The organism is Halobacteriovorax sp. RT-2-3 (assembly GCF_047085075.1).
In the GTDB taxonomy this organism is placed as follows: domain Bacteria; phylum Bdellovibrionota; class Bacteriovoracia; order Bacteriovoracales; family Bacteriovoracaceae; genus Halobacteriovorax_A.
Genome location: NZ_JBKIYF010000002.1, coordinates 830,200 through 845,568, shown reverse-complemented (window position 1 = coordinate 845,568; position 15,369 = coordinate 830,200). Strand labels below are relative to the sequence as shown.

The following is a 15,369-nucleotide window of genomic DNA, read 5'->3' as shown; positions in this document are numbered from 1 at the left end:
TGTTTATATGTTGTTTTTTAGAAAGTATATCTTAGCATTTACTGGTTTATTCTTGTGCTTATTTCTTATTGTTCATCTCGGTGGAAACTTAATTTTACTATTGCCTAAATTTCACGCTCAATCTCTTTATAATTTGTATTCACATACATTGGCAGAAAATCTTCTTATCAAAGTCGTCTCAATTTTTCTCTATTTGGCTATTTTGATTCATACATATATGGCGGTACGAGTAACGATAAAAAATTCACGCTCACAAGGAGTCGATTACGCCTTTAAAGATAATAGTGAAGTGACGACTTGGACTTCCCAAAATATGGGGCTTCTTGGATTCATCATATTAATATTTATTGTTGTTCACATGGGAAATTTTTGGGCTCGAGTGAAGTTAGGCTTTGGACAGAGCATTCCGATAGATTCTAGTGGCCATAAAGATATCTATTTAATTACAACTCAATTATTTAAGAATCCATTCTATGTTATTTTTTATTCTCTACTTATGATTCCTCTTGGCGCCCATATAAATCATGGCCTATCGAGTGCGTTCAAAACACTAGGATTCTATCGATTAAAGCATATACAAGTTCTAGATAAGTGTAGTCGATTTTTTTCATTAATTATCACTTTCGGCTTCGCAATTATTCCTATTGTTATTTTTATTAGGGAGAAACTGTAATGTTAGATGCAAAAATTCCTAATGGAGAATTAAAATCAAAATGGTCTACTTATCAAGCAGAAAGTAAGTTACTTAATCCTGCAAATCGAAAGAAAGTTTCAATTATTGTTGTTGGATCTGGTCTTGCAGGTGCTGGTGCGGCAGCTACGCTTGGTGAGCTTGGCTACAATGTAGATTGCTTTTGTTATCAAGATTCTGCACGTCGTGCTCACTCTGTTGCTGCCCAAGGTGGAGTTAATGCAGCTAAAAATTATCAGCATGATGGTGATAGTGTTTGGCGAATGTTTTATGATACTTTAAAAGGTGGTGATTTTCGCTCACGTGAAGCAAATGTATATCGTCTTGCAGAGCTTTCGGCTCCTCTTATTGATCATTTTACACAGCAAGGTGTTCCATTTGCTAGAGAATACGGTGGTGTACTAACTAATCGAAGCTTTGGAGGTGTACAAGTTCAACGCACTTTCTATGCAAGAGGACAGACTGGTCAGCAACTACTTCTTGCTGCTTATTCTCAACTTTCAAAAATGGTAAAGCAAGGTAATGTTAAGATGCATCCTCGTACTGAAATGCTTGATCTCGTTATTATCGATGGAAAAGCAAAGGGTGTTATCACACGTAATTTAGAAACTGGAGAACTAAAGAAATTCATGGCAAATGCTGTCGTATTAGCAACTGGTGGTTATTCTCGCGTTTTCAGATTATCTACTTTGGCAATTGGTTGTAATGGTTCTGCCATTTGGGCGGCCCATAAGAAAGGTGCTTTTTTTGCAGCACCTAGCTTTACACAGATTCACCCAACTGCACTTCCTCAATCGAGCGAATTACAGTCAAAACTTACTCTTATGTCTGAGTCATTGAGAAATGATGGGAGAATTTGGGTTCCTAAGAAAGCTGGAGATAGTCGAAAGGCCAATGAGATCCCTGAGGAGGATAGAGACTATTATCTTGAGAGAAAATATCCTAGTTTTGGAAACTTGGCCCCTCGTGATATTTCTTCTCGTTCAGCAAAAGAGCAAATCGATTCAGGTCATGGTGTCGGTGTACTTAAGAATGCTGTCTATTTAGATTTTAAACATGCAATTGAAAGGTTGGGAATTGAGGTGATAAAAGACCGCTATGGGAACCTTTTTCAAATGTATGAAAAGATAACTGGAATTAATGCTTATCAAGAACCAATGATGATTTCACCTGCTGCCCACTTCTCAATGGGAGGGCTTTGGGTTGATTATGAATTGATGACAACGGTACCGGGCCTTTATGCAATAGGTGAATGTAATTATTCAGATCATGGTGCTAATCGCTTAGGTGCAAATTCTCTTTTACAGGCAAGTATTGATGGTTATTTCATTTTACCAAATACAATTAATAACTATCTTGCCGATGAAATGAAATATGACCAACCAGATATATCTCATGACGAATTTTCTAAATGTCTTGAAGAAGTTGAAGCACGTATAAAGATGCTTCTTAAAATCGATGGTTTGAAAACAGTTGATCATTACCATCGAGAACTCGGAAAAATTATGTGGCAAGAGTGTGCTATGAGTCGCAATAAGGCCGGTCTTGAAAAAGCAATTTCTGAAATAAAAGAATTAAAATCTGAATTTTGGAAAAATGTTAAAGTTACTGGTTCTAATAATGAGTTAAATCCCGAATTAGAAAAGGCGCTTCGTTTAGCTGACTTTATTGAGCTAGGTGAACTTATGTGTCTTGATGCTCTTCAAAGAGAAGAGTCGTGTGGTGCTCACTTTCGAGAAGAGTACCAGAGTACTGAAGGTGAAGCAGTTCGTAATGATGATGAGTACAGTTATGTGTCTGCTTGGGAGTACTCTAGCGGTGAGTATCAATTACATCGCGAAGAACTCAATTTTGAATATATTAAACCAACAATCAGATCATACAAGTAGGTAGCAATGAGAGTAACTTTTAAGATTTGGCGACAAGATAATTCAAAAGTTGATGGTCAATTTGTCGAATACGAACTTGAAAATATTAGTAGAGATATGTCCTTTCTCGAAGCACTTGATATGCTTAATGAAAGTCTCGTTTTAAAAGGCGAGAAGGTCATTGCTTATGATTATGATTGTCGAGAAGGCATATGTGGCCAATGTGGTGTTTTTATCAATGGAAGAGCTCATGGGCCACATGCTAATACAACAACATGTCAGCTTCATATGAGAAGCTTTAGTGATAATCAAGTAATAACTGTCGAGCCTTGGCGTGCGAAATCATTCCCAATAATTAAAGATCTTGTTGTTGACAGAAGTGCTCTAGATCGAATTGTTGAGAGTGGAGGGTATATAACAGCTAAGACAGGAACAGCTCCTGAGGCTAACTCAATACTTATTGGAAAAGAGGTTGCTGATTTATCAATGGATTCTGCTGCATGTATCGGGTGTGGTGCATGTATTGCAACTTGTAAAAATGCTTCGGCAGCTTTATTTACGTCTGCAAAATTGACCCACTTAAATCTTTTACCGCAAGGAAAAGTTGAAGAAGGAAGAAGAACTTTGTCCATGACAAAACAGATGGAGTTAGAGGATTTTGGTCATTGCTCATTTACTGGGGCATGTGAGATAGAATGTCCTGAAGGGATTTCTATTTCTAATATTGCCAGAATGAATTTCAGTTTATTAAAAGCAAAGCTTTTAAAATAATCCCAGAAACTTCCACCATGCTCCTCCTATAATCAACCATATCAGAATGTTTACAATTGATATGAGAAATCCCATTTTCCACCAGTCTGATAAATCAACATAACCTGAACCAAAGAATACTGGGGCCGGCCCTGAGCCATAGTGAGTTAATGAACCAAAGAGGTTTGAAAAAAAGCCAAGAGTGATGGCCATGAGATATGGTGGGACTCCAACCTGTACGCCCACTCCTATGAATACTGCTGCCATTGCTGTTACATGTGCTGTAGCAGATGCAAAGAAGTAATGAGAGTAAAAATAGATGCCTGCTAGAATTGGAAATGCAATTGTCCATGCAAGAGTTGAGACTTCGTTTGCAACATACTTACTAAACCATGGGACAAAGCCAAACTTATTTAAAAAATCTGCCATCATAACTAGAACGCCAAACCATATAAGTGTGTCCCATGCTCCTTTTTCTGACTTAATATCATCCCACGTTAAAACACCTGTAATAAGAAGAATAGATAGTCCTCCAAAAGCAGTTGTTGTAGCGTTTATATTTAAGGTACTTCCAAAAATCCAAAAGACGATAAGAAAGATGAAAGTTGCAATCATTGTCCACTCTTGTACTTTCATCTTACCCATTTCTTCAAGTTTCATTTTGGCAATTTCTTGTGCACCAGGTGTTTCTTTAATTGAAGGAGGGTAAACTTTATAGATGACATAAGGGACAGCGATTAAAGATATTATGCCGGGTAAAATAGCAGCCAACGCCCATCCTCCCCATGTGATTTTAACGCCATTATCTGCAGCAAATTGTTGTATTAATGGATTGGCCGCCATTGAAGTAATAAACATTGCTGAAGTAACCATACATACTTGAAAGCAGCTCAAGGTAAGAAAGTGACCAATCTTTCTATTTGTTGGATCGTTAGGTTTTGAGTCATAGCTGAGGCTTAAAGACTTCATAATAGGAAAAATAATACCTCCACCGCGTGCGGTGTTTGAGGGAGTTGCTGGAGCGAGAATGAGATCACTTATTGCAAGTCCATAAGCAAGTCCAAGTGTTCTTCTTCCAAGTAAGAAGACAAAGTAATAAGCGATACGTGCGCCAAGTCCTGTTTTTACGAACCCATTTGCAATGAAGAAGGCGATAACAATTAGCCATATTGTACTATTAGAAAATCCAGATAAGGCTTCAGCTTTAATTTTCAATGTTTGAGTAAAAAGACTTATAGCAAGTCCTACCATACACATTGAGCCCATTGGCATTGCCTTAATAATAATACCTAAGATGGTGCTTAAAAAGATAGCAAAGAGATACCACGCTTTAGGCTCTAATCCATCTGGGATTTGTTGATGCCAAATAAATACTCCTAACGCAAGAACACAGATAAGTCTGATTAATCGAACTTCAGATTTCATATTATTTATCCCTTTTAAATAAATTGATTTTAATATTGTTGAAGGAGAAGTTGCAATTTAAGAAAAAATTTAAGAAGATGCGTACATGGAAATTACATCATATCATGCACACTTATATTACGATGAATCAACTTACGAGAAGGCCCTAGAGGTTATCGAGCAGGTTAAGAAATTAAGTTATGTTGAAGTAGGAAGAGCACATCAAAAAGAAGTAGGGCCTCACCCTCGCTGGAGTTGTCAGTTCTTATTTTCTCCAGAAAAGTTAAATGACATGATTCCTTGGTTACTTGAAAATAGAAGTGGGCTTACCGTTTTTACTCATGCAAATACTGGAGATGATTATCTAGATCATACTCAAAATACACTATGGATGGGTGAGATCTTAGATCTGAAACTATCTATGTTTAAACCAATAAAATAAAATTGTTTTTGAAATTCAATTTATCGAAATTTCGATTAATTTTATCGTTAGTGTCAAAGATTAATAGAACACACACAAGTATTTCCCCTAAATAGGATATAATTGTTTAGCATTTAAACCATCGCAAGGGGGAGAGAATGACCGATGTACTGTTGGGAGAGGTCGATGGCCTCGTGGAAGAACATCAAAAAGTGAGTAGGGCCTTTAAGGAATTAATTGTCCTGTCTCAAGAAGTCGATAGAGTTTGTAAAAACCATATCGATGTGCCAAAGGATATCACCAACTTTCTGATTAAATTCTGGGTAACTCTCGAGGCCCTTACTCAAAAAGAGGAAAAATATATCTTTCCTTCATTAATAAAAGACATTGATAGACGAGCTTATGAAAAGGCGAATGAAGCATTGAGAACTCACTCTAAATTAAAGAGTGAACTGAAAGTTCTGGTGGATTATGTTTTACAATACAAAGTTAATGAGAATTCATGTGAGCTTTGGAAAGAGCTTGTTAATCGTACTACCGAAGTTGTTACAACACTTGAGGAGCATTTAAATTACGAAGGTGAGATATTTGCACAGATGATAAATTCTTACCAAATTTATGATGGGCATAGTGTTGATATAGTTTCTCCATCAGATTTAAAGCTTAAAATTAGCTAAATAGTAGAAGTTGATTTAGGTCATAAAACAACAAAGCTGACGTAGATCATATTGCGCCATGCGTAGGTTGCTATACTTATTTGAAGTATAGATATTACTGCAGGGGTAAAATAAGTGAGTAAAGTTTCAAATTTTAAAGATCAGGTGGCCAAGCTTGTTTCTTTTCATCAACAAATTCGTACAGAGTTTAAAAGTCTAATTATTTTATCTCAGGCTGTAGGAGAATCATCAAAAGGTAAGCATGGGGCCCCAAGCGGTATCTCTGAATTTCTTTTGAGATTTTGGATTACACTTGAAGCGGATATGCAAAATGAAGAGCGATATATTTTTCCTTTAATACTTAGGGAAAATTGTAGCGATGCATATGAGTATATTAAAGAAATGACTAATGAGCATTTGGAACAAGAAGAAGAACTTAGAGGACTAATTCAAATGGTGCAAAATTATGAACTACAAGAAGAGAGTTGCCCAGAATGGGAGAATCTTTATCTAAAAGTAAGACAGGCCGTTGATAATCTATGCCGACATATGAACTATGAAAATGAAGTTATGTATTCATTTGTTTCGCAATATGAAAATAGAAATGGAGCTGCAGTTTAAAAAAGTACAACACCAAATTCTTGAAGGATCAATTTCACTGTCGGTGAAATTGATTTCTTTGATGGCATAACGGCCCAAATCGGAATCGACTGATCCGTGTACTCACTAAGCAAAGGCAATAACGTCTTATTTCTAATATGATCTAAAACATAAACACCAGGTAGTTTACAAATACCAAGACCTTGAAGAGCTGCGTTCATTTGTGCTCGTCCATTGGAGCTCTTAAAATTTCCTCTTACTTTAATACTTTCTTTTTGATCTTCATTATAGAATTGCCAGGTATCATTATTTCCAATGAGACAATTGTGAGAGCTAAGGTCTTTTGGTTTTTTGGGATGTCCAAACTTATTTAGATAATTTGGTGATGCGCAGACAAATTCTTTACGATCAGCAATTTGAATAGCAAAACCTTTCTTTGGCTTTTTAGCTGTTACACGAATAGCAAGATCAAACTCATGAGAAGTTATATCAATTAGCTCAGTAGAGAACTCAAGTTCTGCTTCGATTCCCGGATGTTTCATCATGATATTTGAAATCATTGGAGCAATGATATCTTCTCCATATGCTCCGGCCAAAGAGATTCTTATTTTATCTTTAGTGGATTCATAGCTCTCTTTAGATTGCTTAGTAAATCTTTCTATTTCTTGGATATGAATTGCACATATTTCAAAGTAGTTTTTACCGAAGTCTGTGAAGTCAATGAAGCGCGTATTTCTTTTTAGTAGTGGTTGCCCAAGTTTGTCTTCTAGCTCCTTCACTGCTTTACTTAAATGTGAACGAGAGACATTAAGGGCATCTGCTGCTTTCGTAAATGATCGAAATTGTGCAACTTTTATAAAACTATAAATGTGACTTAAATCCTTAATTGTTTCCATATGTAAACAATGTGTCGAATGATGTCACAATTGTCAACAATTTGGTTTCAATATATAATGATGCATCAAGATAAAAGAATATTTTTCTGGAGGTATATATGAAAGTAAAAGCTGCTGTTGCTTGGGGCCCAAATGAGCCACTTAAAATTGAAGAAGTTGATTTAGAAGGACCAAAGAAGGGAGAGGTTCTTGTAAAGATGCATGCTACAGGTGTTTGTCATACTGATGCATTCACTCTTTCTGGAGCAGATCCAGAAGGTCTATTTCCTGTAATTCTTGGTCACGAAGGTGGTGGAGTTGTTGTTGAAGTAGGTGAAGGTGTAACTAGTGTTGAAGTTGGTGATCACGTTATTCCTCTGTACACTGCTGAGTGTGGTGTTTGTAAAATGTGTAAATCAGGAAAAACAAATCTTTGTTCTTCTGTTCGTGAGACACAAGGTAGAGGTCTTATGCCAGATGGAACAAGCCGTTTTTCTAAAGATGGAAAAATGATTCATCACTATATGGGAACTTCTACTTTTGCTGAATACACAGTTGTTGCTGAAGTATCTCTTGCAAAAGTTAGTAAAGAAGCTCCTCTAGATAAAATCTGCCTTCTTGGTTGTGGTGTAACAACTGGAATCGGTGCAGTTTTCAATACTGCTAAAGTTGAAGAAGGTGCAACAATTGCAGTATTCGGACTTGGTGGAATTGGGCTATCGGTACTACAAGGTGCAAAGATGGCAAAAGCTGGAAGAATTATTGCTATTGATATTAATGATGATAAGAAAGAAATGGCAATGAAGTTTGGTGCAACTGACTTTGTTAACCCTAAAAATTATGACAAGCCAATTCAAGACGTTATCGTTGAACTTACTGACGGTGGTGTTGATTACTCGTTTGAGTGTGTTGGTAACGTTAATTTAATGAGAGCAGCTCTAGAGTGTTGTCACAAAGGTTGGGGGGAATCAATTATTATTGGTGTCGCAGGTGCAGGTCAAGAAATCAGTACTCGTCCATTCCAACTAGTAACTGGACGTGTTTGGCGTGGTAGTGCCTTTGGTGGTGTAAAGGGGAGAACAGAACTTCCAGGTTATGTTGATCGTTATATGTCAGGCGAAATTAATCTTGATGATCTTGTAACTTTCAAATTACCATTAGAAAAAATCAATGAAGCTTTCGATCTAATGCACGAAGGTAAGGCAATTAGAACTGTTATTGATTTTAATGCTGAAGGTTAATTCATGAGCTTTGAAAAATTAAAAAGTCATAAATCATTTGAAGGGGAGACAGCATTCTGTCTCCACTCATCAAAAGTTACAAAGACAGATATGAAGTTTTCATACTTCAAGCCTAATACTGATAAAATTGAAAATATAATCATTTGGTTATCTGGCCTTACATGTACGGAAGAGAATTTCATAACAAAAGCAGGTGCTCAATTTCACCTTGCTAAGACAAATACAATGATCGTTTGTCCTGATACTTCTCCAAGAGGACTTGAGCTTCCTGGTGAGCATGATAGTTATGATTTTGGTTCAGGTGCTGGATTTTACTTAAATGCGACTACAGATGGTTATAAAGACCATTATAAGATGTATGATTATATCGTTAAAGAGTTTGTTCCATTACTAAAGGATGCCTTTGGAAATGCAAAGCTTTCGATTACTGGTCACTCAATGGGTGGGCACGGAGCACTTGTTATCGGCTTAAATAATCCAGAATTATTTCATGCTATCTCTGCGTTCTCTCCAATCGTAAATCCAACGCAAGTACCTTGGGGGCAAAAAGCCTTTACGGGGTATTTAGGTAATGATGAGAATTTATGGAAGCAGTACGATGCTTGTGAGTTGATCAAGAGTGGCAGGACTCATGCAAAGAAAATATTGATTGAGCAAGGACTTGCTGATGAATTCTTTGAAGAACAATTAAAGACAAAGAATTTTGAAGATATTTGTGCAGAGTTTAATCAAGAGCTAACGGTAAATTATCGCCAAGAATATGATCATAGCTACTATTTCATCGCCTCATTTATCGAGGATCATCTCAAACACTTAATTTCTTAATTTATAATTAAAGACAAGGGCCTCACGGGCCCTTTTTTATTTACTTTAGTTATGAATTTGATGGAATTGTCGATATAATTATTGCCATGGAAAAAATGAAACTCACATTTTATGGCGCTACATCAACGGTAACTGGATCAAAAACTTTTCTACATATAAATGGTAAGAATATTCTTGTCGATAGTGGAATGTTTCAGGGAGGAAAAGATTTAAGTGATTTAAATCAAAAACTTCCAGATTTTGATATTTCAAAAATTGATGCAATCTTTCTTACTCACGCTCACTATGACCACTCTGGCTACTTACCTGTATTAGTTAAGAATGGCTTTAAGGGTAAAATATATTGTACTGAAGTAACAAAGAAGATTGTCGAAATAATCTTAAGAGATTCTGCAAATATTCAAGAGTACGATTTTAAAGAAAGGAAAATTAAAGAAGTTCTCTATGGCCTTGATGATGTAGATGAAACAATGACATATTTTAAAGTTGTAGAACAAGGTCAATGGTACGGAGACGACTTTCGTTATATTTTTGAAGAAGCAGGTCATATTTTAGGTGCTTCTAGTATTATCTTTGATAATGGAGAGTCCAAAATCTGTTTTTCAGGAGACGTTGGCCGTAAGGATGATCTTATTCACATGGCACCTCATAAAGAAACAGAATCAGACTATCTTGTGATTGAATCAACTTATGGAGATCGCCTTCATAAGAAAGAAGATACTCAATTAGTACTTAAAAAACATATTAAGAGAATAATATCTACTCAAGGTGTACTTCTTATTCCTGCTTTTGCGGTTGCACGAACTCAAGTTATTATCTACTCACTATTTGAACTTTTCGAGAAGTATCCGGATATAGATATTCCAATTTATCTGGATACTCCAATGGGAGTTCGTGTAACAAGGCTATATATGCAAATGGCCGAAAAGTTAAAAGTTGATTCTGAACGATTTATCTCTGCAATGAAAAAAGTACGATTTGTTGAATATAGTAGTGATACAAAGAAACTAGCTCGCGCTAAGAAGCCATTTATTCTAATAAGTTCCTCAGGAATGATAAGTGGTGGGAAGATTCTTAAGTATATGGATATGTACGCAAAACATGAGAATAATACAGTTCTAATAACTGGCTTTCAAGGTGAGGGGACGATCGGTCGAAAGTTAGTTGATAATGAAAAAGAAATCTATCTTCTTGGGCATACGATGAATGTCAGGGCCCATGTCGAAAAATTAGAGTCAATGTCGGCCCATGCTGATCGTGATGAATTGATTGATTATATTAAAAAATCAGGTTCAAACTTAAAAAAGGTTTTCGTTAATCACGGAGAAGAGCCAGTCGTCATTAACTTTGTAAAGACGATAAAAGAGAGCTTGGGTGTAGAGGCGATCAATGTTGAAGATGGCATTGATTATATTTTGGGGGAATAATGAAAATTGTTGTTACTGGTGGACCAGGTGGTGGAAAAACTACTGCACTTGATCTTTTCAAAAGAGAACTTGTGGAAGATATCGTGATTGTTCCTGAAGCTGCTACTTCTGTTTTTCAAAGTGGTGTTGCTAGAGATAAGAGACCTGAAGTTGTAAAAGATATTCAAAAAATGATTTATGATTATCAAGTGAACTTAGAGTCGATTTATGAAAAACAGAACCCTGGTAAAATACTTCTGTGTGACCGTGGAACATTAGATGGAATGGCGTATTGGCCGGATGAGTGTGGTTCTTTTTTTGATAAAATTAATTCCACTTATGACCATGAGTTGAATCGTTATGATGCAGTCATATTTTTTGAAACGGGAGCAAGCTCTGGGGGAGATATTACGAGTAATAATATCTATCGAAGTGAGACAAATAGACAGGCAATTGAATTAGATCGTAAGTTAAAAGAGATATGGTCAGTTCATCCTAATTTCTACTTTGTTGATAGTAAAAAATCATTTATGGATAAAATTATCAGTGGTGTAGAAATCTTAAAAACAGTAGTTAAATAATGAAAAGCAGCAAGAAGAGTAAGAAAACAAAAAAGCTTAAATATATTATTCAAAAAGTTAATAAGACTTTTGAAGAATTTGATAAGAAAAAATTTAAGAGAAGTTTAGAAGCTGCTGGGGTTTCTGAAAAAGCAAGCCAAGAGATTGTTAAAGAAATTGCTGAAGAACTTGATCCATTTTCAACTTCAACTGCAATTCATCAAAAGACCTACCGTGCCCTGAAGAGAAGATCTAAACTCGATGCTGCAAATTATAATATTAAGAGGGCCATCTATAAATTAGGCCCAACTGGATATCCATTTGAAATTCTTTGTGCTGAAATGTTAAGGGCCAAGGGGTATAAAACTCAAGTTTCAGTAGTTAAGAAAGGAAAATTTGTTAAGCATGAAGTTGATGTCGTTGCTTCAAGGGCCGATGGAGATATATACTGTGAGTGTAAGTTTCATAACCGAAAGTATTATAAAAATGATGTGAAAATACCTCTTTATGTTTATGCTCGTTATCTCGATATTAAAGAAGCTAATCCACACTTAAATTTTCAATATGCTTTAATTTCAAATACACAGTTTTCAGAAGATGCAATCAAGTACGCCAAGGGTGTCAACTTAATGTTATTTTCGATGAATTATCCAAAAAAGAATACATTCTGTGATTTGATTCAACGCTATCGAATCTATCCAATTACAGTTTTATCGACTCTAAGAGCGAGAGAGAAAAAGAAGCTTCTTGATAAAGGTATTGTGGTTATCAAGCATGTTAATAGAGCTTGCTTAAAAGCACTTGATCTTAGCGATAGTGAAGTTCGAAAAGTTTTAAATGAAATAAAAGTCTTGATGAGCAAGAGCTAACTACCTTATTTATGTTAGTTAACGGATGGGTTTGGACGTGATTTCAGTGTGTTACCTTAAGTAATTATTACAGCAAAACCCATATTTTCTAATTATCGTTCATAAAAATGGCATAATCTCGCTATGCGTAATTTTGGAGGAAGATAATTATGAAAAGAGTAATGTCTACAGTTCTGTCGTCTCTTTTATTGGCCACTTCGGTAACTGCCACAGCTGGTGATTTTGAGAATTATGTTAAAACCCTAAAGTATAGCAAGCTTGATTCAAAGCTTGGTGGCAATATTAAAGAGGTTGTTACTCGCAATAAGCTTCCGCTTACACGTCCTGAATTTTGTCCATTAAATAATACGCGCTCTTATGAAGAAGCATTAAGTAGTTTAAAGGCCATTGTAACAGTTTTCAAAGATGACTGCTTTGATGGTAATGAATCATTAATCGAACAAGTCCTTAACAGTTCAAATGAACTTGAAGAGGAATTAAATAAGTTAAAAGAAGAGCAGGGAAAAGAAACAGTTGATGTTATTCCTTCTGCAGATGAAGTAGATATTAATGGTATTCCTTTAATGCAGGTTATGAATGGAGTAAACACGCTCTTTTCAAATAATAAGTGTTCAAGTCTTGATAGAACTCCATTTCTTCAGCGCTCGGCAGATGTTATCCAAACATTTTCGCAATTTGGTTTATACTCACCATCTGGTGTAACAGTTGCCTACGGTGGATTAGCTGTTGCTTCAATTTTACGATTTATTAACAATATTTTTAATGACCGTTTTCAATTTGAAAATGAAGAAGATATCAATACTTTTGTAAAGCTTAACTGTGCATACTACGACGTAAGAAACCAAGTAAAGGCCCTTGAGGTTTTCGATATTGATACGGACAGACATTATACTGATAAAGAGATATCTAAAGCATTAGTTGCGCAGGTAAAGAAAGAGTTAGAATCTCTTACGAAGGCAAAAGAAAGTGTCGAAGCTGAGTTTGAGAAAATTAAAGAAGCTGAAGTTGCAAAAGTTGATGCTGATGTTGAAAAACTAATAGTCGGTCTTTATGAGAAAATGAAAACACCTCTTTCTGATAAGCCTGGTAAATCTGCAACATACCAACAAGCTGAGATCCTAGGAGAATTAGCTTACTCAAAACCGTTGCTAGAAGAGTACTTAAATGAATATATTGCAGAATCACAAGGAGCGGATCGTTTCTTAAATATGCTTTTCAAACAAAAACTAAGCAAACTTGATAATGCAATGGAGCTTATGGAGATGAGTGTTAAGGATTTTAATCAGCTATTCCTTGCAGATATGGCCAGCTCATTCAATAGAGTTCTAAATAATATTCAAGCTAAGAGAAAGAAGGCCCGTGACAACTTTGATGACACATATTTAATCTCACTAGGTGAAGAGAGTATCTCTGTAAAAGAATATAAAGAGCTTCTTAAAAGTGATGATCTAAAAAAGAGAGAGAAGGCGATTGCCGATGCTTATGGTGCTATTTCTGAAGTTGATAATCGCCTAGCTGCCATTATTGCAAAGAAAGAGTATTCTTCTGTAGATTCAAAAGATGGTGATTTAAGAGAAATTATTAAGTCTCTTGATATCGTTCGTAACCATGTTTATGGAAAGTATGGACGCGAGTTCTTAGATAAAATGAGAAGCCTTTCTGAAGAGCAAAATAAAAACTTTAATCAAAAGTATAAAGATCTTGAAAAGAATTATGAGATCACTAAGTCTGGTAATTCAGCAAAACTTGGCGAAGATGCTCAACTTAACGCATGTGTTGATGTTCAAACGACAAGAGAGATTTGGGTATATGCTCAAAAACTTTCAGAGCTAGGTTATGATTTCATCGCAACTAATAATGATATCTTTGGTGATGCAGACAATGCTGATAGAAAGAGAATTAAATCTCATAATGATTCAGCGATCCTTGCTCGTCGTATTATCACAGCAAGAAATTATCTAAAGAAGATCGCAATGCAAAGAGAGCTTGGACGTGAAGATGTTGAAGTTGAAGGTCAGAAGTATTCTCTTGCAGAAGCCGAAGGTGTTGTTCGTAATATTGAATTTTATGGAAAAAAGCTTTCGCTAGAAGAAGCACAAGATTACCTTGATAATAAATTTGGTCAAAAAGGTTTACGAGGCGATCGTCTTGGACAGATTATGATGGAAATCATCAATAATCGAGATAAAACGGTTGGACTTCAAAAATTCTATAAAGTTAACAAGTGCTCAAATCTTTCAACAATTTCTAGATAATTAAAAGCCAGCTTAAAGCTGGCTTTTTTAATGTGTATTTTATTTATGTTCTCTTGTTTAAGTGTTCACGCATGCTATAAGTCACAAGTATTTTTAAAACTTAAATCAGGAGATAATTGATGAAATCAATGATCATAGCTCTAATTTCACTAGTATCACTAAATGTTATGGCAAAGACTGTAACAAAGAATCTAACTAATGAAGAAACTCAAGTTGCAGTTAAACTTGCTAATCAATATAAAGTTGAGCTTCAAGTAAGTGGACCTTGTACTAAAGTTGAATTTAATATTATCGATAGTATTAAAGGATACAATCCGGCCGTATGGAGCCTAAATGCAGGTCATATGACTTACCTTTTAGAAGATAGTGAAGCGACTAGCTTAGTGTATCTTTTTGATCGTGTCGAAGTTCCTTCGGTAATGATCAACTCATTTACGCAAGTTTCAAAAGCGACAATTACTGGTTCATCTTGTGGGTTTAATCCATACAAGTGGACTATTTCATTTGATGATTTAGAGTAGGGGCTTTTTTTAAGTTGGCGAGACTTGGCCAACTTCGGCTTATAAACAGGATGTTTTGTATGCAACCATGAGCAGGAGCGATTGGTTGCCCTGCCTTCGTTGGCATACGTCGCATCCTGCTCCTAAACTCGAATCGAATTATGTTTTAAATGAAGGATTTAGTTTTTATGCTAGCGAGACTTGGCCAACTTCGGCTCCTGCCTTCGTTGGCATACGTCGCATCCTGCTCCTAAACTCGAATCAAATTCAAGTTCTATACCCAGACAACAATAATAAAAAAGCCCAGGATAAACCTGGGCTTTTTTATTATGGTGGCCCGGGCGAGACTTGAACTCGCACAGTATTGCTACCGGCGGATTTTGAATCCGCTGTGTCTACCATTCCACCACCGGGCCATTGAGAATAGATTAAGTCTATTCATTTCAAG

15 protein-coding genes and 1 tRNA gene are annotated in these 15,369 nt (G+C 35.9%); 13 read left to right on the top strand and 3 right to left on the bottom strand.

Annotation, left to right across the window (positions count from 1 at the left end; genetic code table 11):
- Window positions 1-7 precede the first annotated feature (7 nt).
- Genes ACMAYX_RS09955 through ACMAYX_RS09945 form a run of 3 tightly spaced genes read left to right on the top strand, consistent with a single transcriptional unit; the run spans window position 8 to window position 3,330 of the window.
- Window positions 8-673: a succinate dehydrogenase cytochrome b subunit gene (locus ACMAYX_RS09955; protein WP_103217679.1), complete on the top strand. Its 666-nt coding sequence runs from the start codon at window positions 8-10 to the stop codon at window positions 671-673.
- Window positions 673-2,580 carry a fumarate reductase/succinate dehydrogenase flavoprotein subunit gene (locus ACMAYX_RS09950; RefSeq protein WP_412470384.1) on the top strand — a complete coding sequence of 636 codons (1,908 nt, stop codon included), beginning with the start codon at window positions 673-675 and terminating at the stop codon, window positions 2,578-2,580. Before ACMAYX_RS09955 ends, ACMAYX_RS09950 begins: the two co-directional genes overlap by 1 nt.
- Before the next feature lie 6 nt (window positions 2,581-2,586).
- A complete protein-coding gene (locus tag ACMAYX_RS09945) occupies window positions 2,587-3,330 on the top strand; it encodes a succinate dehydrogenase/fumarate reductase iron-sulfur subunit (protein ID WP_103217681.1) in 744 nt (247 codons plus the stop codon).
- On the opposite strand, the gene ACMAYX_RS09940 is transcribed toward ACMAYX_RS09945, so the two are convergent.
- Entirely contained in the window at window positions 3,322-4,734 is a 1,413-nt protein-coding gene (locus tag ACMAYX_RS09940) for an anion permease (protein WP_103217682.1), read from the bottom strand. The genes ACMAYX_RS09945 and ACMAYX_RS09940 overlap by 9 nt on opposite strands.
- Window positions 4,735-4,819: 85 nt before the next feature.
- Between ACMAYX_RS09940 and ACMAYX_RS09935 the strand changes: the two genes are divergently transcribed.
- The 3 genes from ACMAYX_RS09935 to ACMAYX_RS09925 all read left to right on the top strand — a co-directional run bounded on the left by ACMAYX_RS09935 (window position 4,820) and on the right by ACMAYX_RS09925 (window position 6,411).
- Window positions 4,820-5,155 (top strand): DOPA 4,5-dioxygenase family protein, encoded by a 336-nt coding sequence (locus ACMAYX_RS09935; protein WP_103217683.1) that lies wholly within the window; start codon window positions 4,820-4,822, stop codon window positions 5,153-5,155.
- A 137-nt stretch (window positions 5,156-5,292) separates the two neighbouring features.
- Window positions 5,293-5,811: a hemerythrin domain-containing protein gene (locus ACMAYX_RS09930; RefSeq protein WP_412471305.1), complete on the top strand. Its 519-nt coding sequence runs from the start codon at window positions 5,293-5,295 to the stop codon at window positions 5,809-5,811.
- 114 nt (window positions 5,812-5,925) lie between these two features.
- Window positions 5,926-6,411, top strand: coding sequence for a hemerythrin domain-containing protein (locus ACMAYX_RS09925; protein WP_103217685.1), 486 nt, complete (start codon window positions 5,926-5,928; stop codon window positions 6,409-6,411).
- On the opposite strand, the gene ACMAYX_RS09920 is transcribed toward ACMAYX_RS09925, so the two are convergent.
- On the bottom strand, window positions 6,408-7,286 hold the full coding sequence (locus ACMAYX_RS09920; RefSeq protein ID WP_412463443.1) for a LysR family transcriptional regulator: 879 nt from the start codon (window positions 7,284-7,286) through the stop codon (window positions 6,408-6,410). The two genes, ACMAYX_RS09925 and ACMAYX_RS09920, sit on opposite strands and share 4 nt — an antisense overlap.
- 98 nt (window positions 7,287-7,384) lie before the next feature.
- On the opposite strand from ACMAYX_RS09920, the gene ACMAYX_RS09915 reads away from it, so the two are divergent.
- The 7 genes from ACMAYX_RS09915 (at window position 7,385) to ACMAYX_RS09885 (ending at window position 14,942) form a co-directional block, all read left to right on the top strand.
- Entirely contained in the window at window positions 7,385-8,506 is a 1,122-nt protein-coding gene (locus ACMAYX_RS09915) for an S-(hydroxymethyl)glutathione dehydrogenase/class III alcohol dehydrogenase (RefSeq protein WP_103217687.1), read from the top strand.
- A gap of 3 nt (window positions 8,507-8,509) precedes the next feature.
- Window positions 8,510-9,331, top strand: a complete 822-nt coding sequence (gene fghA / locus ACMAYX_RS09910) for an S-formylglutathione hydrolase (RefSeq protein WP_412471687.1) — start codon at window positions 8,510-8,512, stop codon at window positions 9,329-9,331.
- 86 nt (window positions 9,332-9,417) lie between these two features.
- Window positions 9,418-10,758, top strand: a complete 1,341-nt coding sequence (locus ACMAYX_RS09905; RefSeq protein WP_412471688.1) for an MBL fold metallo-hydrolase — start codon at window positions 9,418-9,420, stop codon at window positions 10,756-10,758.
- Entirely contained in the window at window positions 10,758-11,318 is a 561-nt protein-coding gene (locus tag ACMAYX_RS09900; protein ID WP_412471302.1) for an AAA family ATPase, read from the top strand. The genes ACMAYX_RS09905 and ACMAYX_RS09900 overlap by 1 nt, the downstream gene beginning before the upstream one ends.
- Window positions 11,318-12,166, top strand: a complete 849-nt coding sequence (locus tag ACMAYX_RS09895; protein ID WP_412471301.1) for a restriction endonuclease — start codon at window positions 11,318-11,320, stop codon at window positions 12,164-12,166. The genes ACMAYX_RS09900 and ACMAYX_RS09895 overlap by 1 nt, the downstream gene beginning before the upstream one ends.
- Window positions 12,167-12,315: 149 nt before the next feature.
- Window positions 12,316-14,421: a hypothetical protein gene (locus ACMAYX_RS09890; protein ID WP_103217692.1), complete on the top strand. Its 2,106-nt coding sequence runs from the start codon at window positions 12,316-12,318 to the stop codon at window positions 14,419-14,421.
- Between the two features lie 119 nt (window positions 14,422-14,540).
- Complete coding sequence (locus tag ACMAYX_RS09885) at window positions 14,541-14,942, top strand: hypothetical protein (RefSeq protein ID WP_412471689.1); 402 nt, start codon at window positions 14,541-14,543, stop codon at window positions 14,940-14,942.
- Between the two features lie 309 nt (window positions 14,943-15,251).
- Here the strand turns inward: ACMAYX_RS09885 and ACMAYX_RS09880 are convergent.
- Window positions 15,252-15,337: transfer RNA gene (locus tag ACMAYX_RS09880), tRNA-Leu, on the bottom strand.
- Between the last annotated feature and the right edge of the window lie 32 nt (window positions 15,338-15,369).